At 55.6% G+C, this 18,373-nt stretch carries 15 protein-coding genes; 4 read left to right on the forward strand and 11 right to left on the reverse strand.

All coding sequences use genetic code 11. The annotated features are described in order from the left end of the window. Positions 1 to 24: 24 nt before the first annotated feature. The 11 genes from AC0JZ1_RS13685 to AC0JZ1_RS13735 form a co-directional block, all read right to left on the reverse strand. On the reverse strand, positions 25 to 1,233 hold the full coding sequence (locus AC0JZ1_RS13685) for a flagellar hook protein FlgE (RefSeq protein WP_471882899.1): 1,209 nt from the start codon (positions 1,231 to 1,233) through the stop codon (positions 25 to 27). 223 nt (positions 1,234 to 1,456) lie between these two features. Further along, a complete protein-coding gene (rem, locus tag AC0JZ1_RS13690; RefSeq protein ID WP_471882900.1) occupies positions 1,457 to 2,128 on the reverse strand; it encodes a transcriptional activator Rem in 672 nt (223 codons plus the stop codon). Between the two features lie 282 nt (positions 2,129 to 2,410). Beyond that, positions 2,411 to 2,980: a transglycosylase SLT domain-containing protein gene (locus tag AC0JZ1_RS13695; RefSeq protein WP_471882901.1), complete on the reverse strand. Its 570-nt coding sequence runs from the start codon at positions 2,978 to 2,980 to the stop codon at positions 2,411 to 2,413. Further along, positions 2,916 to 4,367, reverse strand: coding sequence for a flagellar hook-length control protein FliK (gene fliK / locus AC0JZ1_RS13700; protein ID WP_471882902.1), 1,452 nt, complete (start codon positions 4,365 to 4,367; stop codon positions 2,916 to 2,918). The genes AC0JZ1_RS13695 and fliK overlap by 65 nt, the downstream gene beginning before the upstream one ends. Positions 4,368 to 4,370: 3 nt before the next feature. Continuing rightward, on the reverse strand, positions 4,371 to 5,651 hold the full coding sequence (gene motC / locus AC0JZ1_RS13705) for a chemotaxis protein MotC (RefSeq protein WP_471882903.1): 1,281 nt from the start codon (positions 5,649 to 5,651) through the stop codon (positions 4,371 to 4,373). Further along, positions 5,648 to 6,919 (reverse strand): MotB family protein, encoded by a 1,272-nt coding sequence (locus AC0JZ1_RS13710; protein WP_471882904.1) that lies wholly within the window; start codon positions 6,917 to 6,919, stop codon positions 5,648 to 5,650. Before AC0JZ1_RS13710 ends, motC begins: the two co-directional genes overlap by 4 nt. Then, on the reverse strand, positions 6,916 to 7,557 hold the full coding sequence (locus tag AC0JZ1_RS13715; protein WP_471882905.1) for a hypothetical protein: 642 nt from the start codon (positions 7,555 to 7,557) through the stop codon (positions 6,916 to 6,918). Before AC0JZ1_RS13715 ends, AC0JZ1_RS13710 begins: the two co-directional genes overlap by 4 nt. A 260-nt stretch (positions 7,558 to 7,817) precedes the next feature. Further along, positions 7,818 to 8,786, reverse strand: a complete 969-nt coding sequence (locus AC0JZ1_RS13720) for a flagellin N-terminal helical domain-containing protein (RefSeq protein ID WP_471882906.1) — start codon at positions 8,784 to 8,786, stop codon at positions 7,818 to 7,820. A gap of 355 nt (positions 8,787 to 9,141) precedes the next feature. Beyond that, positions 9,142 to 10,116, reverse strand: coding sequence for a flagellin N-terminal helical domain-containing protein (locus AC0JZ1_RS13725; RefSeq protein WP_471882907.1), 975 nt, complete (start codon positions 10,114 to 10,116; stop codon positions 9,142 to 9,144). Positions 10,117 to 10,563: 447 nt separating this feature from the next. Beyond that, positions 10,564 to 11,535 (reverse strand): flagellin N-terminal helical domain-containing protein, encoded by a 972-nt coding sequence (locus AC0JZ1_RS13730; RefSeq protein WP_471882908.1) that lies wholly within the window; start codon positions 11,533 to 11,535, stop codon positions 10,564 to 10,566. A gap of 413 nt (positions 11,536 to 11,948) precedes the next feature. Then, positions 11,949 to 12,920, reverse strand: coding sequence for a flagellin N-terminal helical domain-containing protein (locus tag AC0JZ1_RS13735; RefSeq protein WP_471882909.1), 972 nt, complete (start codon positions 12,918 to 12,920; stop codon positions 11,949 to 11,951). A 272-nt stretch (positions 12,921 to 13,192) separates the two neighbouring features. On the opposite strand from AC0JZ1_RS13735, the gene AC0JZ1_RS13740 reads away from it, so the two are divergent. The 4 genes from AC0JZ1_RS13740 to AC0JZ1_RS13755 are packed head-to-tail and all read left to right on the forward strand — an operon-like array spanning position 13,193 to position 18,369. Continuing rightward, the gene (locus AC0JZ1_RS13740) at positions 13,193 to 15,109 is read left to right on the forward strand and encodes an O-linked N-acetylglucosamine transferase, SPINDLY family protein (RefSeq protein ID WP_471882910.1); all 1,917 of its coding nucleotides are present in this window, start codon (positions 13,193 to 13,195) and stop codon (positions 15,107 to 15,109) included. Between the two features lie 42 nt (positions 15,110 to 15,151). After that, the gene (locus AC0JZ1_RS13745) at positions 15,152 to 16,402 is read left to right on the forward strand and encodes a glycosyltransferase family 2 protein (protein WP_471882911.1); all 1,251 of its coding nucleotides are present in this window, start codon (positions 15,152 to 15,154) and stop codon (positions 16,400 to 16,402) included. 55 nt (positions 16,403 to 16,457) lie between these two features. After that, a complete protein-coding gene (locus tag AC0JZ1_RS13750) occupies positions 16,458 to 17,354 on the forward strand; it encodes a dTDP-4-dehydrorhamnose reductase family protein (RefSeq protein ID WP_471882912.1) in 897 nt (298 codons plus the stop codon). After that, positions 17,347 to 18,369: an SDR family NAD(P)-dependent oxidoreductase gene (locus AC0JZ1_RS13755; RefSeq protein ID WP_471882913.1), complete on the forward strand. Its 1,023-nt coding sequence runs from the start codon at positions 17,347 to 17,349 to the stop codon at positions 18,367 to 18,369. The genes AC0JZ1_RS13750 and AC0JZ1_RS13755 overlap by 8 nt, the downstream gene beginning before the upstream one ends. The last annotated feature ends 4 nt before the right edge of the window (positions 18,370 to 18,373 follow it).

The raw sequence follows: 18,373 nt of genomic DNA on the forward strand, positions 1-18,373 counted from the left end.
CCTGCGGAAGATCTTGGGTCCGCCTTAACGCTTCAGGTTCACCAGAACATCCAATAGTTCCGAACCGGTCTGGAACACCTTGGAATTGGCAGTGTAGTTTCGCTGGGATTCGATCATCTGCGTCAGTTCGTCGGCGATATCGACGTTGGAGTTTTCCAATGCGCCTGACTTGATTTTGCCGTAGCCGGTGCTGCCCGCATAACCCATGACGACAACACCAGAGTCATTGCTTTGCGAATAGACATTGCCAGCAAGAGGCGTCAGGTTGTTCGGGCTTTGTACATTGGCCATGGCGATGCGATATTTCGGAACCGACTGACCATTCTTATAGAGAATGGAAACGATGCCATCTTCGCTGATCTTCACCTTGTCGACAGCGCTTGCACCCTGGCCGTTGATATTGCCGGTGATCGTGTAGGCTGCACCTAGCTGTACATTGTTGGCGATGTCGATGCTTAGGCTTGCCAGCTGAGCGCCGTTGATCGGCATGGCAGTCGTGGTCACAGGCGTCGTGGGCGTCAGCAGTTTGCCATTGACGTCAAATGTGATGGCGGAGCTTGCCAAGGCCGTCGTCGTGCCAGACGTTGGGTCTGTGTAGCTGATATCGACAGTCCAGGCATTATTGCCCGTCTTCTCGAATTCCATGTTCAAGAGACGTGAGTTGCCCTGGCTATCATAGGCAACCACTGAAGATGCCTTTTTATAGCCGATCGCCTCGTTGGCCGGCAGGTTGCCCGAGACAAAGCCTGCGCTCGACGGCGTGGCCGACATTCCGCCAGCATTGACGTTGATCTTGCTGAGACCTTCAAAGCCGTTGATGACGATGGTCGGGTCGGTCGTGGACGAATAGGGGTAACCCATCAGCGTGAAGCCAGCAGCATTTTTCAAGCTGCCGTCGTCCTGAACCTCGAAATTACCAGCGCGCGTAAGATAGTCAGCGCCATCGGCTGCAGAAACGATGAAGAAGCCTTGGCCATCGATCGCCAGATCGGTCGCGGATGTCGTGCCGGTCAAAGCACCCTGGTCGCCAATTGAATAGCGAATGGTTGTGTTGACGCCGCCGGAATTGTAGTTTCCGCCCGTAGAGGGCAATACCATCGACGAGAACTGAGTGGAGGCCTTTTTGTAGCCAACGGTGCTGGAATTGGCAATGTTGTCGCCCACCGTGCTCAGGCGATTGGCTTGGGCATTCATACCGGACACGCCGGTTCGCATGGTTCCGTAAAGGCTCATATCAAATCCTCGTTCTGCCTATACGACGACACTAGATGACGGGCCTTGCGTGAAGCTGGCTGTTTGGCTGTTCATCAGCCTTTCCACACATCCTGATAGTAGGAGCAGACCGGGGCATTCTCCGAGGTAAACAAAATACAAACCCCGGAAACCTATGTCGATTTCCGGGGCTCAAACTAGCTAATAGCGCGTAAAGATTGCGCAACATGATGCGAAAGTTGTGTCAGTTCCAGTCGATGCAGTAGCCGAGGAAGCGCTTGCTATCGACCGGATCGAAGCCGAGCTTCTTGCGCAGCTTCTTGCGCAGCTTGCTGATGTGGCTCTCGACCACATTTTCTTCGACCTCTTCATCGAAGATGCCGTAGATCGCGTTGAAGATCTGGGTCTTGGAAACCCGACGACCGCGATTGGCGACTAGGTATTCGAGAATGCGACGCTCGCGCCGTGGAAGAGGGAAAACCTCGCCCTGGATTTCCGGGTCGCGGCCATCGTCGAACACGCGAATGGAGCCGACATCGGTGAAGTTCGCCAACGCTTTTACACGGCGGCGAATAGCTGCCGCACGCGCCAAAATCTCACGCGGATGCACTGGCTTGCGCACCACATCATCGACGCCGCTGTCGAAGAGGGCAAGCGTTGCTTCCAGGGAAGGCTGATCGCTGACTGCGATGACAGGAGCCGAGGTACGATCACGAATTGCGCGTGGCAATTCGAGTGCATGCTCGCTCTGGCCGATCAAAAATGCTTCCACCGCAGCAATGTCTGTATCTGCTGCCGTGTTGACCCATTCCCCAAACTCACGGGGATCAAATCCTGTTGAGGGTACGCCCTCGCGTCCAAAAAGTGAGGTGTAACCCTCTTTAACAAGCTCACGCTCATCAACCACTACGATCATTCGTCCGCCTCCGAATCAGTGTGGTGCCTCGATGGACTATGGGTACGAATCGCAGCCTTCATGAACAACTACCTAAAATTAACCATAGCTTTTAATAGTTGATTAAGGATGCTGTTCCGATTTGCGCTATATCTAGTGGGTCTCGCCAAAAAGCCGCACAAATTTTCAGTGGAAAAGTTAACGCCCTATAAAGATGCCCTTGATTGGCCACTTTTTCGCCAAATCAGTGACAATCGGCGAGTTGGTCAACTAATGCTTTCGTCAACAAACTATTAGTTGTGTTCATTGACAGAATTTTGCAGCTGCTGGTGTCCACTTGCCATAGCCGGTTGCGACCAGATTGGACATGACACGGCACACATACTGCTTCTGGGCGGGATCGTTATTGGGTCCAGCATGGTATCTGGCTACCGCCATAGTCCAGGTTTCATGTCGGTCATGCAGGTTGCGGAGGAATTTTGCCGCGTATTCCACGTTGCGCTGAGGGTCCAACATCTCCTGTACTGAGGAGAAATTCTCGCCGTGAAAATGGTGATTGATCTGCATGCAGCCCATGTCGATCAGCACCCGCCCCTGCCTTTTGGCCTCGACAAAAGCCTGCATGGCTGCGGCCGGCGTCTCCGGAAAATAGGCCTTGCCCTCGATATTCAGCGCCCAGGGATAGAGGCTTCCCTTTCGCCCGGTCTCCGCGAGACCGACCGAGTAGAGAATACCTTCCGGGATCTGATATTTGGCTGCTGCGGCCTGAATCTCGCGTTCACACGCGCCTGCTGCAACCGCCTTGGCCTCAGAGATAGATATCGTCAGAGCGAGCGTCGCCGCCAGCGGCAGCAACACGCGAATCCGAGACATGATCATTGGAATCCATTCCTGAATTGAAAGAGGAGCCTGAGCGGCCGGATTGCCCCTGCCCACCGCTGCCCTGTTGGCCGAGAGCGGCCCCGCGTTGCCCCAGATCGCCCCCCTGGCTTGATCCATCGGACGCCTGCGGCGAAGGCGTTATGCTGACCGAGACCTGATCGACCGTAAAGCCCTGTGAGCGCAGAGCATCAAGTATTCCAGAGCTATCCTGCGAGAGTTGATTGTGTGCCGCGCGGGTTTCCACGGTCAGATGAACGGTCAGCTGATCGCCGGTCAGTTTCAGCGTTGCAGTCACCATTCCCAAATCGTGCGGCGTCATCTGTAGCTTGAGCGTATTCACCACATTGCCGGTGCTGCTCTGGGAAGCAGCGTTGGAAAGGGACGCGCTTGGATGCATGGCAGACGTCCATTCCGGCTCGTTTGTCATGGCCGAGGTGAGTGCTGCCGCATTATTGGACAGATTGAAGCCGAGGAAACGGCGCGCGTCGAGCACGGTCACGGTTTCGCTAGAACCGTTGCCGCCGCGTGTGACGTCAAAACGTGCCTTGCCATCGCTGGCAGTTGAGATCGTCATGTCCATGCTCGCGCCGCTCCGCTGGCTTGCCAGGTGGAACGTACGTCCGCTGCCGCCTTCAACCTGGCCCGGCATAGAGAGCGCATCAGAGCTCTCCTCACCCTTGCCAGCGCCCGCCGCAGCCAATTGCGCCATATCCAGCCTGTCACTTCCGCGGGACGTCTTTTCCGTATTCGTGTCGCTACGGCCCATGGTTTTTTGAAGGCCTGCGGCCTGCGCCAGACCATTCAAAGCCTGCATGTCCTGCCCGGTAAGCAGAGACAGAACGGTTTTGACATCCGGCTCAATAGATGTTGCCGTTGCCTGGGCCTCAGGTTCGTCTTTGGCCTCACCAGCTGCCTGGTCTGTCTCGCCCTTTGTCGCAAGAGGATCGACAACAGCGTCTTTCTTTTTTGCTGCAGCCATCTTGCCAGAGAGTTTGGCCTCTGCCAGCGCGTTCTTCTCCAGGTCGCCAGCCTCGGCCCCCATGTCGTTCGCGCTCTTGCTTTTCAACGCAAGCATTTTGCCATCGGCGAGTGCTGCGGTATTGGCCGCCTTTAATGCGCCAGAGCCGATAAGAGCCGCGGATGAGATGCTGATCCGACGATTGCCCGGACCTTCCTCGTCGCTGTTATGCTCGTCATCCCGGCTCTCGTTGAGACGACCATTTCCTGGACTATCGCTTGAAAGCTTGGATTCACGCCGGTTAAGGCTCGAAAGGGTTTTGCCGAAGCCGTCATCCTCCCCTTTGTTACCAGCGCGAGGCTGATCCTGAGGTGCGGCTGTCGGGCCGGGAGCAGGTGTATTCAAAAAGGGTGGCAGCATGACTTATCTCTCCTCCTTGAGCATATCGTCGATAGCGCCCAATCTCGATCGGCCTCTGTCGACGAATGTCTTGAAGTCGGGGTCGAGCGCATGCGCGTCTGCCGAGGGGGGCGAATTTGCTCCGGCTGCGGCGCCCGCGGCGTCATGCCCGGGCAAAGCAGAGGTTTGCTCTGCACTGATCTGATTTTCGAGGTTAACTGCCTTGTCTTGCTCCAGGCTTTCGAGGCTCGGCTGCCGCACCACTTCTGCCGCCACCCGGCGTGCGGCATCGCGAAGCGCTCTGTCCTCAGCGCTCAATGCCTCATCGGGAATTTGTTCCAGGGCCTTGACTGTTTCCTGAACCTGAGAGGTAGAGACTTGCGAAACGCTTTCGAACAGCTTTGCGGCGGTTGCTCCTGTTTCGCGAGCACCATCTGTGCGTTGACCGGCGCGATCCGCAGCCAGCTTGGCAAGTTCGGGTTTACCCTTGATCGCGGCCTGACGCGCCATGCGCAGGAAAATTTCCTGGGCGCGATCATTGTCCATCACTTCAAGAGCTCCATCCACATCATCGATGGAAACCTCACCGAAATGATCGACCGCAAGTGTTACAAATAGATCGGCAAACTGGCTGGCATAGGGCGAGTGAGAAAAGCGGCGCGCATATTGCCGCGCATAGTGAAGCCCTTGAAGGGCATTTCCATCTTCCACGGATACCGCGATGGAGCGACGTAGTGCCGCTTCTTCGACAATCGTACCTGGCGCCAGCAACCTAGCCGTATCGTAGAAGGACAGCGCTTTCTTTCGATCGCCCGCAATCATGACATTCCCGGCCACGAGCGCGAGATAGGGGCCAATCCGGTGATCGCGATATTCGGGCACCATTTCTGAAAGTCCGCCGGAGACCATCGTCCCGCGCCCTGCGAGATATTTTCGCAAGGCGTTGGCAACACGGTTATCGAAATTGCCCGATGCATCCTTTGAGACAAGATATTCAAGCGTGGCCGGATTTCCGCCGCTCATGGCATAGATGAGCGCTGCATCCACGTTGCGCGGATCATCGAAAACCTTCAGCGAGGACGAGCGAAGTCGCTTATCGATTGTAGCCAGAAGAAATTTTTGCATTTCACCGGCGGAATGGTCGCCCATGACCACCGTATCCTGCACAAATTGCAGGGAGCGCACCATCTGGTACGGCTCCAGATTGTCATCCACCTGTTGGGCACCCGAAATGGCCGGCCAGACGGCAGAAAGCGCCGTTGCCGCAAGCAAGGAGAAAGGGTGCCGTAGACGCCGGATCATCAAGCCTTACCGTCCTCAAGCAGAATTTCGATGCGCCGGTTCTGGTCGGCCATGGGATTTTCCGGCACTTGCAAGCGGCGATCGGCATAGCCGGATATCTGCTTGACCCGATCTTCAGTCAGCCCACCCTTGACCAGCATGAAATAGGCACTGTGAGCGCGGGCAGCAGAAAGCCGCCAGTTATCGTTTTCGCCGGACTTGAACGGACGCGCATCCGTGTGGCCGCGAATGAGCACATCGCCTTTGCGGTCTTTCAAGATGGTGCCAATCTTTTCCATTGCCAGAACCAGCTCCTTGCGCGGAACGGCAGAGCCAATGTCGAACATCGGAGTGTTCAGCTGGTCGGATATCGTGATCAGCAGGCCGCCCTCACTTGGCGTCACCACCAAGCCCTCTGCCAACTTGCCAGCCACACCGGAAATCTGGCTTTCGATTTCCTTCTTAAGGTCCTCTGCCTTGCGCGCTTCCGCAGCGGCGGCAGCAGCATCAGCCTGCTGGGTGGCAGCATCGGGCCGCGTCTGCGGCACAGCAACGGATGCCATCTCAATCTTGGCCGTATCCGGCTGTTTGCTGACATCCGTCGCAGTTGCAGCCTGTTGGGCTGGCGGGGTCTGCGGCAGCATTTCCTGCATCGCTTGCGCTGAAGGATCGACCGGCTGCTTTTCAGCAGGTGCCTTGTTCTGTCCGTCGGCCTTCGTCACTTCAATCTGCTTGGTCCAGAAATCAGGATCGAATGGATCGCGATACGCCTCACCGCCATCCGCGCCGGTAGCGGGACCGGAAGAGCTGGCACCACCCTCACCCTTTGCGCTGACATTCGCCTGCTGGCCGACTTCCTGGGCAATTTCAGCAAGAACCGAATAGGGGTTCTGGAAAAAATCAGCCTCCGAAAAATTAGCCTGATCGCCTGAGCTTTTGGTCATGTCCTCGCCGGTTGCGGCGGCAGCGCCAACCTGATCGGCATCAGCCTTGACCTTGGAGCGTTCCTTCTGCTCCTGGCCTTCCGCTGCATCGACAGGCTTTTTAAGACCCTTCTGCGCGGGCGTCTCATCAGAAAGCTTGATCGGATTGAAATAGCTGGCAACGGACGCTTTCGTTTCTTCGTTGGCAGCGTTGACGAGCCACATAACGAGGAAGAAGGCCATCATGGCTGTCATGAAGTCGGCATAGGCGATCTTCCACGCGCCGCCATGGTGGCCATCGTGACCGCCGCCATGCTTCTTGACAATAATGATTTCATTCTTGCCGTGATGGTGGTTTTGCTCGCTCATCCCAGCACTTTCTTCACACTACCGGCCCAGGCGGAAAGACGCGTTACCAGCACCGATTCATCAATATCGACAGAGAGGTCGAGATCGTCATTTTCAATGTGACGCAACTCGGGCGCTTCAGCACCCAAGGCATCGCGGAACTTCTCAAACAGGGCAATCGGGCCCTTGACGGTCAAGCGCGTCACCCCTTCGCTGGTGAGAATATCGCGGACCATATCGGCGAGGTCTTCGGCGGCTTTGGCAGCAAGTGCCGCTTGTAAAACAGGCGCAAGTGCAGCCGCAGTCAGATCTTCCAGCGTCATGGCCAGCGCATCGCGCATGCTGCGAATCTGGTTTTCCAGATGGATGACCGCCTCCCCTTCCAATTGCTCGCGAAGGGCCGCAAGAGCGCGGGCATGTTCAGCCTCAAGTTGCTCGCGCTCAGCCTCATGGGCGGCGGCAGCCAAACGCTCACCTTCTGCCTTGCCGTCCTCGAAAGCCGCGGCACGTTCTGCTTCCACATCGATGGAAGGCATGAAATCCACCGTGGGCTCGAATGAAAACGAGGCACCGAAATCGGGCTCATCCATCACCGGCGCAACAACCGGCGGCGGAGCAGAGGAAAAATCTTTGAGGTAACGGGCAAGAGGTGCGGTCATCAAGAAATCTCCTGCCCGCATGCACAGACAGCACTGCAAGCGACGGCTTGGGAAGAGGGATGGGATGGACCGGTCAACGCCATGGATACCATTGACTCCGCTGCACTGGGTTCTTTCACGCTTTCCAGATTAAAAACAAAGAGCGTGAATATTTCGAAACCATAGGCAGTCAAACTTGCGCGAAAATGAAGATTGGGCCGCGAACTGGCGGATCGCGGCCCAACTTTGACCAAGGCGCGGCATGCGCTTTGGTGATCGTCTTACTGTTTGAACAGCTGCAGAATATTTTCCGCATTAGTGTTGGCGATCGAAAGCGACTGGATGCCCAGCTGCTGCTGTGTTTGCAGCGCCTTCAGGCGGGTCGATTCCTCGTTCATGTCGGCATCGACCAGTTTGCCCACACCTTTGTCGATCGAATCCATCAGAGAGGAAACGAACGCCGTCTGCATATCGATACGGCTGGTGATAGCACCGAGCGCGGAAGCCGAATCCGTCAATTGCTGAAGCATATTTTCGACAGCGTTCAGCATTCCCCCCAGCTGTTCCGTCGTCGTGTTGGCATCCAGCTTGATCTCAGTGCCGGAACCCATGCTCGCCGAGCTGGCATTGACCAGGTAATAGGCAGCCGTCACGACCGTACCGGCGGACGTCGTTTGGTTCACGGTCCAGTCCTTGGTCAAAATGCCCCGACCCGCACTGGATGTGTCGATCATGATCGAATTGGCCGCATTGAACTCAAGCGTGGTCAAAGAAACCGCGCCATCTGCTGCACGGTTGAATGACGCCACGATATTTTTCGGGCCAGCACCCACGGTGCTGCTGTTAAATAGCCAGTTCTCGCCGGAGAAGGAGGCAGATTCGGCAATGGAAGCCAGCTGATTCTTGAGCTGCTGCAATTCCTTGTCGATCTTGGTCTTGTCAACGCCCGGCTCGGAAGCCGCGGTGATCTTGGACTTGATCTGATCAACAACCTTGATGGCGGACTCAAGACCCGTATAGGCCGTGTCCGTCTTGGCGGCACCCAATCCCAATGCGTCCTGAACCGTGCTGAGCGCCTTGTTATCTGAACGCATGGTCGTCGCGATAGACCAATAGGCCGCGTTGTCTGCTGCCTTTTCGACGCGATAGCCCGAGGAAATCCGGGCCTGAACCTGCTCCATGTTCTGGTTTACGGAACGAAGCGTCTGAAGCGCGGCAAGTGCGCCCGTGTTGGTAATAATACTGGTCATAAAGGATTGCCCCTGGATGCGAAACGGGACATGCCGGAGCCTCACCGGCAACGCGCGACAGCATCATGCTTACGCACAGCCACGACGTGACACAGCGTTCGGCGTTCTGAAACAATGCGCGCGCTCAAATGCCCGAAGGCAAACCGGCGGCTGGCTTGTCTTGAAACCGATAAAGCTGGATTCTGCTTGTGCGAGGCTGGCGTTGGAACGCAAACTACTCGAATTACCAATCTTTTTTGAAGTCAGGCTGGCATTTTACAGGATGGAAAGGCTCTTCGTCAGTCAATAGCTTAGACAACGGAAAAGGCCGCACCCAACGGCGCGGCCTCTCCAAGTAGCTATCGATAATCCGTTATTACTGACGGAAGAGTGTCAGGATGTTCTGCGAGTCGCTGTTGGCGATCGACAGAGCCTGGATGCCAAGCTGCTGCTGCGTCTGCAGAGCCTTGAGGCGGGTCGACTCTTCGTTCATGTCGGCATCAACCAGCTTGCCAACGCCCTTTTCGATGGAGTCGGTCAGGTCGTTGACGAAGCTTGTCTGCAGATCGATACGCGCATTCATGGCACCGATGTCAGCAGCTGCATCGGTCATGTCCTGAAGCGCTGCTTCCGTAACGGAAAGGGCAACCGACAACTGATCGACCGTTGCATTGGTGATGTCGAGCGTCAGGATGCTTTCGCCGAGCGAACCACCACCGAGCGAACCAACGGTCTGAACGCCAACGGAGTTGGTGTAGTTGGCCGTGTAGACCTTCGTCAGGATACCGGAAGCGGTGGAGTAGGAACCGGCGCTTGCCAATTCAGCGATCAGCTTGGAGTTGGTCGCGTTGTACTGCAGCGTCGTCAGGCTGATGTTGCCGGAAGCGTCGCGGTTGAAGGAGCCAACGATGGACTGCGTGCCAGCCGTGTTGACGCCAGCCTTTTCGTAAACCCAGTTCTGACCGGAGAAGGAAGCAGACTTGGCAATCGAAAGCAGCTGGTCCTGCAGCTGGTCGATTTCCTTCTGGATCTTGCCCTTGTCAACGCCTGGCTGCGAAGCGGCAGTGATCTTCATCTTGATCTGGTCAACAACGCTGATGGAGCTCTTCAGAGCCGTGTAAGCGGTGTCTGTGGTTGCAGCGCCGAGGCCGAGTGCGTCCTTGACAGTGCTCAGAGCATTGTTGTCCGAACGCATGGTCGTTGCGATCGACCAGTAAGCAGCGTTGTCAGATGCATCTTCAATGCGATAGCCGGAGGAGATCGCGCTCTGGGTCTGCTCCATGTTGCTGCTGATCGAGCGCAGGGTAGACAGAGCTGCAATCGCTGCGGTGTTGGTCAGAATGCTGGTCATAGGATGCCCCTACTGAAATACAATTGACGAGAAACTCCGGGTTTGCCGGCAAGGGGTGGCTTGCGTCATGCTCGCCCGCTCAGGTTCTCTGCCTTCGGGCGCACCGCTTGTGTGTCTTCATATAATTCTATTAAGGTTAACAAAGACTAAATCCGCGTTCGGAAGTTTTAATGCATTTCGGCAGCTGGGCGGATTTACGGGGGTAAATCCGCCAAAATGAGCGGAATTACGCAAGCAATATCGGCTATGATGAGCGTGCGGCGGCCAATATTCGTTAACATTGTGACTGCCAGAGTGTTCGATGCCATTAAAACGCTCTCGACACTCTTCCGATTCGCGCTGCAGGCATGTGTCGAGGTCAACGCCTGAGACTTCCCGAATCATGATGCATAAAAAAAATCGCGCCCTTTCGGAGCGCGATCTTTAAGATTGGGATGGATCTGTCGATTAACGGAAGAGCGACAGAATGTTCTGCGAGTCGCTGTTGGCGATCGACAGAGCCTGGATACCAAGCTGCTGCTGCGTCTGCAGAGCCTTGAGGCGGGTCGACTCTTCGTTCATGTCAGCATCAACCAGCTTGCCCACGCCCTTTTCGATGGAGTCGGTCAGGTCGTTGACGAAGCTTGTCTGCAGATCGATACGAGCGTTTACAGCACCGATGTCAGCAGCTGCGTTGGTCATGTCCTTCAGAGCAGCTTCCGTAACAGAAAGCGCAATTGACAACTGATCGACCGTTGCATTGGTGATGTCGAGCGTCAGGATGCTTTCGCCGAGCGAACCACCACCGAGCGAGCCAACAGTCTGCACGCCAACGGAGTTGGTGTAGTTGGCCGTGTAGACCTTCGTCAGCATGCCGGAGGCGGTGGAGTAGGAACCGGCGCTTGCCAATTCAGCAACCAGCTTGGAGCTGGTCGTGTTGTACTGCAGCGTCGTCAGGCTGATGTTGCCGGAAGCGTCGCGGTTGAAGGAGCCAACGATAGCCTGCGTGCCAGCCGTGTTGACGCCAGCCTTTTCGTAAACCCAGTTCTGACCGGAGAAGGAAGCAGACTTGGCAATCGAAAGCAGCTGGTCCTGCAGCTGGTCGACTTCTTTCTGAACCTTGGACTTATCAACGCCTGGCTGCGAAGCGGCAGTGATCTTCATCTTGATCTGGTCAACAACGCCGATAGAGCTCTTCAGAGCCGTGTAAGCGGTGTCTGTGGTTGCAGCGCCGAGGCCGAGTGCGTCCTTGACAGTGCTCAGAGCCTTGTTGTCCGAACGCATGGTCGTTGCGATCGACCAGTAAGCAGCGTTGTCAGATGCGTTCTCAACGCGGTAACCGGAGGAAATACGGCTCTGCGTCTCTTCCATACCCGAGCTGATCGAACGCAGGGTCGAGAGAGCAGAAAGGGCTGCGGTGTTGGTCATAATGGAAGTCATCGAATTCTAGTCCCTTGTTACAGTTTACTTTTTGGGGACATACCGGACTGGATTACCGGCAATGACGATCGGCTTCATGCCACTCGGTTTCAAAATTGTGAACCGCCGCGTCATATGCAGACATTTATCGTTGGTTTTCCTTGCTAAACTCTTAAATTTATAAAAAATTTTCCATAATTTTTATCCAAGCGCGTCTGACCCACCTGTGGGCGTTAATCCCAAAGCAGATAGCGGTCATCCAGACTGCGTCTTGCGATTGAAAGTCATTTTTTTAGCAGCAGTCGCTCCCGCAAAACCGCATAGGATTTGCACGACATGCGTCAGCAGCGCATGATTTATAGATGGAATAGCGCGCATAAAAAAATCGCGCCCCTTTCGGAGCGCGATCTTTAGGATTGGGATGGATCTGTCGATTACCGGAAGAGCGACAGAATGTTCTGCGAGTCGCTGTTGGCGATCGACAGAGCCTGGATGCCAAGCTGCTGCTGCGTCTGCAGAGCCTTGAGGCGGGTCGACTCTTCGTTCATGTCGGCATCAACCAGCTTGCCAACGCCCTTTTCGATGGAGTCCATCAGGTCGTTTACGAAGGTCGACTGGAGGTCGATACGAGCGTTTACAGCACCGATGTCAGCAGCTGCGTTGGTCATGTCCTTCAGAGCAGCTTCCGTAACGGAAAGAGCCTTCGACAGATCGTCAACAGAAGCGTTGGAGATGTCGAGCGTCAGGATGCTTTCGCCGAGCGAACCACCACCGAGCGAACCAACGGTCTGAACGCCAACGGAGTTGGTGTAGTTGGCTGTGTAGACCTTCGTCAGCATGCCGGAAGCGGTGGAGTAGGAACCGGCGCTTGCCAATTCAGCGATCAGCTTGGAGCTGGTCGTGTTGTACTGCAGCGTCGTCAGGCTGATGTTGCCGGAAGCGTCGCGGTTGAAGGAGCCAACGATGGACTGCGTGCCAGCCGTGTTGACGCCAGCCTTTTCGTAAACCCAGTTCTGACCAGAGAAGGAAGCAGACTTGGCAATCGAAAGCAGCTGGTCCTGCAGCTGGTCGATTTCCTTCTGAACCTTGCCCTTGTCAACGCCTGGCTGCGAAGCGGCAGTGATCTTCGTCTTGATCTGGTCAACAACGCTGATGGAGCTGTTCAAAGCTGTGTAAGCGGTGTCTGTGGTTGCAGCGCCGAGGCCGAGTGCGTCCTTGACAGTGCTCAGAGCCTTGTTGTCCGAACGCATGGTCGTCGCGATCGACCAGTAAGCAGCGTTGTCGGAGGCGTTCTCAACACGGTAACCGGAAGAAATACGGTTCTGCGTCTGCTCCATGCCCGAGCTGATCGAACGCAGCGTGGAGAGAGCGGAGAGAGCTGCAGAGTTGGTCATAATGGAAGTCATCGAATTCTAGTCCCTTGTTACAGATTACTTTTTGGGGACATACCGGACTGGATTACCGGCAATGACGATCGGCTTCATGCCACTCGGTTTCGTAACCGCGAAACCAAACGCGTCATATGGGGATGATAATCACAGGGATTCCTTGCAGATTCATTAAACGGCGAGTCGAAATTGTCCCTATCCCACAAGACAGCGAGTCGGTTTGGGGCAAGTTTCGCGCCTTACGCTGGAATTGAACGATTTTACCAATACGCGTCTGAAGCGGAGCCAAAGTGTCACATCATCCTCTCTACAAATCTGCGAAAAAGAGCTTTCGCGAGGGAGATTATAACAAGACCCTGGAAGCGCTGAACGTGCTGATGGACGACCAGTCTGACTCCACGGTCTACACGCTTTTGGGCGAAACGCTGCTGAAGATGGACATGAAGCGGGAGGCAGCACAGACTTTCCAGCTCGCCGCCGAAGCCGGTGGCAGCAAGGCAGATGCGGCAAGACGCAAGGCTATCCAGCTTTGGTACGAATTGAACGAGCTCGATAACGTGCTGGCGCTTTCTGCACCCTTGGCGGAAGCGGCCCAGAAGGACCCTGAACTGGCCTTCTACATTGCCTCATGCTTCCTGTTGAAGAACGAGAAGGAATTGGTGCGCGTTTACTTGAAGACGCTGGCCGAGAGCAAGGATTCCAAGCATAACAGCCTGGCGCTGATCCTTTTGAGCAACATGCCAGAGGACCAGCGGGATCGTATGACGATCAAGTCTCTGCTGAAGCGTTACCCGGATAGCCCGCTTCTCATTCACACCTATCTGGTGACCTCGCGAGAGATCAACGATTACGACGCCATTTCAAAGTACCAGCCGATTGTCGATCGCAGCTTCGCCAAGAACGATCCGCGTGCCTACAAGGCTGAATCCCCCTTCTACCACCTTCATTGGCAGGATGATGAGGCCATCAACAAGATCGTTGGCTACGATCCGAATGCCGTGCCACCTGGCTTGACGGCCTCCCGTCGCAGAATGCCGCATCAATGGGCGGACAAGATCCGCGTCGGCTATCTGTCCTCGGATTTGTGGAGTTCCCACGCGACGATGAAACTCTTGCGCGGCGTGCTGGAAGATCACGACCGCAGCCGCTTCGACATTACAATCTTCTGCTACACGGACCGGGAACGTCTGGATTCCGACGAAGTCCGCAGCAAATGGGGCAATGTCGTTGATATTTACGACATGAACACGGATGAAGCCGTTAGAACGATCCGCTCCCACGATATGGATGTGATTGTCGATCTGAAGGGTCAGACCCGCGAAAGCCGCTCCCATCTTTTGAACTACAAGCTTGCTCCCATACAGGTAGAATGGCTGGGCTACCCTGGCACAACGCCGAATATCGATGTCGATTACATCATCGGCGACCATTATGTTCTGCCCGATTATGCAAAACCCAATTACTGGGAAAAATTCTGCCGGCTGCCGGATTCCTACCAGCCGAACGATGTCATGCACCGTCCGCAGCCGCTGCCATACACGCGCGATTATGCGGGCCTGCCGGAAGACACCTTCGTATTTGCTTCTTTCAACCATACCCGCAAGATTTCATTGCAGAATATCGAGCTATGGATACGTATCCTGAAGGCAACGCCGAACAGTTTCCTTTGGCTGTTGTGCGCCAGCAATGAATCTCATGCCAATCTGACCAAGAAACTGGTATCGAACGGCATCAAGCAAAACCGTTTTGCCTTCACGCCGCTGGTGCAGTACGCCGATCACATTGCACGCATTGGGCTTGCGGATCTTGGTCTCGATACCTTTCCGGTGAACGGCCACACAACCACATCGGAACAGCTATGGGCAAACCTGCCCGTACTGACCAAAAAGGGCACACATTTCGCCTCTCGCGTTTCCGAAAGCCTCCTGCACGCCATCGGCATGCCGGAACTGGTGGCGCAAGACAGCGAAGACTATTTCCGCAAGGCCGTGGAAATCTACGAGAATCCACAGCTGGCGCTCGAACTGAAAGAGCGGTTGAAGGTCAATAAGTACGTCAAGCCGCTATTCGATCACGTACGGTTCCGCAAGCATCTGGAAAAGGCCTACGAGATGATGGTCGATCGCGCCCGCCAGGGACTGGAGCCGGATCATATCGATGTACCTGCCCTGCCGGAATCAACCGAACCCTTCTATCGTCCCGCCTGATCCGAGGCGCCTGCGGCCAAAATTTCCTGAGTGGAGCGAGTGATGGATCATCCTATCAAGCTGAGCATTTGCATTCCGACCTATAACAGGTCTCATTTTCTGGAACGTCTGCTGGGTCTGATTGCGGATGAGTACCGCTTCCCCTTCAGCTACGAAGTGGTGATATCTGACGATTGCTCCAAGGATAATACGGCAGAGGTGGCAAAAAACTTTGCAGATAAGGGACTGCCCGTCGTCTATCGCCGCTGCACGCGCAATGTGGGCTATGAGAAGAACCTGCTAAGCGCCCTGCATCTGGCACGCGGCGAGCTTATCATCTATCTCGGTGACGACGACCAGTTGATAGCGGAAGGCGTGCTGGATGCGGTCAACTATATGGATGCGCATCCGGAAACCAGCGTCTGCTACACACCTTCGATCACCCGCAACGAGGTTGCCGGAACCGATATCGCCCAAAGTTTCATCATCCAGCGCGATCATGTTTTCAAGCGCGGAGATTTCGATGGAGCGCTCAAATTCATCCTGCGTAACCATATCTTCCCTGAAACCGGCATTTACCGTGCTTCGGCGCTGCGGTCTGTCTGGGCGTCGCGCTTGTTCTGCTACTGGGCGTTCGCCTATCTTGCCCATTTCCTCGATCAGGGCGCGATCACCTTCCGCGCCAAGCCGTTCTACGTCGCTATCACGGAATCGGTCATTGCACGCGACCGTCCCCCGGCCGGTGAAGACGAAGTGATGCGGGCCTGGGACCGTTATCGCGGCGGACTGGATTACATGCTCTATGTGGGGCAGCGGCGTGGCTCGATCTCGACGGCTCCTGATATCATTCGATCCTACGCCTTGTGGATCGAGGAGTTCACGATGGTGCGGATGACAGTGGCTGCGCGTTTCTGGGTAGCCGCGCGAGATTTCGTACGCGCATATGAGCTTCTCACTCGCATCAACGCTTTCGGCCACGGTGGCGGCGGTGAAGTTCAACACTTCATGCAAACCGTCCCGCAAATGGCGGCGATCCAGACACTGTCGCATATTGCCAATTCAGTGGCGGGCGTCACGGATGTCATCATTCACAATTTTCCGAATGCCAAGGATTTGGGGCAGCATCTGCGCGGCCTGGGACTTAACGAGACCATCAATATTCGCTCAATTGATCATGTGCGCGATGACGAAAGCCTGGAAACGATGGTTGTTCTTTTCCAGAAGGAAGAGGAGCGCGAACTCTTCCTCACCGCAGGCTTCATACCTGGCCTGCTCTTCAGTGAAGCCGATCTCCTCAGCACCGTCGTTGTGTGACGTGTAACGAAGGCCGCCCTCAAGGCGGCCACTGCAACGGAAGAATTCATTCTCGATGACAGCCGAAAGCCGCAACACAGCCCCTGCCAAGCGTATCCTCGTGCTTGGCGCGTCAGGGCTTCTCGGTCAGGCGATGTTGCGTGAACTCGCACAAAGACCCGCACTGGAGGCTGTCGCCGCAAGTCGCTCGCGCCATAGCTGGCAGGAGCATCCGCAGTGCCAGCCGCTGATATGTGGGGATTTGCGCGAACTGCAACCTCTTATCGCCTTGCTGGAAGAGGCGCGCCCAGACGTCGTCATCAATTGCGTATCCGTGCCGAAGGAGCAGTGGAACGACTGGCCAACGATGATCGGCCTCTTTTCGGCACTGCCCAGGCGCCTAGCGCATCTGGCAGGCTCGATGAAGTTCCGCCTCGTCCATATCAGCACGGATGGCGTATTTTCCGGGCGAAAAGGCAGCTACCGCGAGGATGATCTGCCGGATGCGGCCGATATTTATGGTCTGGCAAAGCAGTTAGGCGAAAGCAATACCAGTTTCGTGACCACGCTTCGCACATCCATTATCGGTCCGGACCCGGCAGGAAAGCGCGGTCTGCTGGAGTGGGTCTTGCAGCAGAAAGAAACCTGCCGCGGCTTTTCACGGGCGATCTTTTCCGGTCTGCCGACGACCGAACTTTCGCGATTGATCACGGATCAAATCGTTTCGGGAAGGCTTGCAACTGGCCTCTACCATGTTGCCGCAGAACCAATTTCCAAGGCTGATCTGGCACGCCTCATCATTCGTCAATACGGGCTTTCGGTCGAGGTCATCGATGATCCAAGCGTGAAAATCGATCGCTCACTCGATGCAAGCCATTTTCGGACACTAACTGGATATGTTCCGGCCTCTTGGCCGGCGCTCATCCGAGATATGCACAGCAATCACATGCAATGGGCGGGACACCATGTTTGAGGGTAAGATCATCACCATTACCGGCGGAACGGGTTCGTTCGGCCAAAGAATTCTGAAGTTGTTTCTCAACAATGGTGCGGAGGAAATCCGTATCTTCAGTCGTGACGAGAAAAAGCAGGAAGAGTTGCGACAGCAATTCCAGGATCAGCGCGTCAAATCCTATATCGGGGATGTCCGCAACTACGAGAGTGTCCATGCAGCCTTTCGCGGCGTGGATTTCGTATTCCATGCGGCAGCGCTGAAACAGGTGCCCTCGTGCGAATTCTATCCGATGGAAGCCATTCGCACCAATGTCATCGGGGCGGACAACGTGGTGAAGGCCGCGCTGGAGCAAAAGGTTTCCCGCGTCGTGGTGCTGAGCACGGACAAAGCCGTCTACCCCATCAATGCCATGGGCATGACCAAGGCCCTTATGGAAAAGGTCATGGTGGCGCAAGCGCGCAACCTGACGGAAAAAGACACCATCTTTTGCGCGACCCGCTATGGCAACGTCATGGCATCGCGTGGCTCGGTCATTCCTCTGTTCGTTTCGCAAATTCGGCGGGGCCTGCCCTTGACGGTGACTGACCCCAACATGACGCGATATCTGATGTCGCTGGACGATTCTGTCGATCTCGTTTTGCATTCTTTCAACCATGGCCGCCAGGGCGATATCTTCGTGCAGAAGGCACCGGCAGCAACGGTCGGCGAGCTGGTCATTGCGCTCAAAGAGATCTTCAAGAGCAACAGCACGGTGGATGTCATCGGCACGCGCCACGGGGAAAAAGTATTCGAGACCCTGATTTCCCGTGAAGAAATGTCCCGCTCCGAAGATATGGGCCGCTACTATCGCATTCCGGCGGATAACCGTGATTTGAACTATCGCCCTTATCTCAGCGAAGGCATCAAGGAAGTCGCGGAATTGGAAGATTACACCTCTCACAATACCGAACGACTGACGGTTGAGGGCATCAAGGATTTGCTGCTCAGCCTCGACTACATACAGCGTGAGTTGGCCGAACACCGGGCCGCATGAAGAC

The organism is Affinirhizobium capsici, from assembly GCF_977018625.1.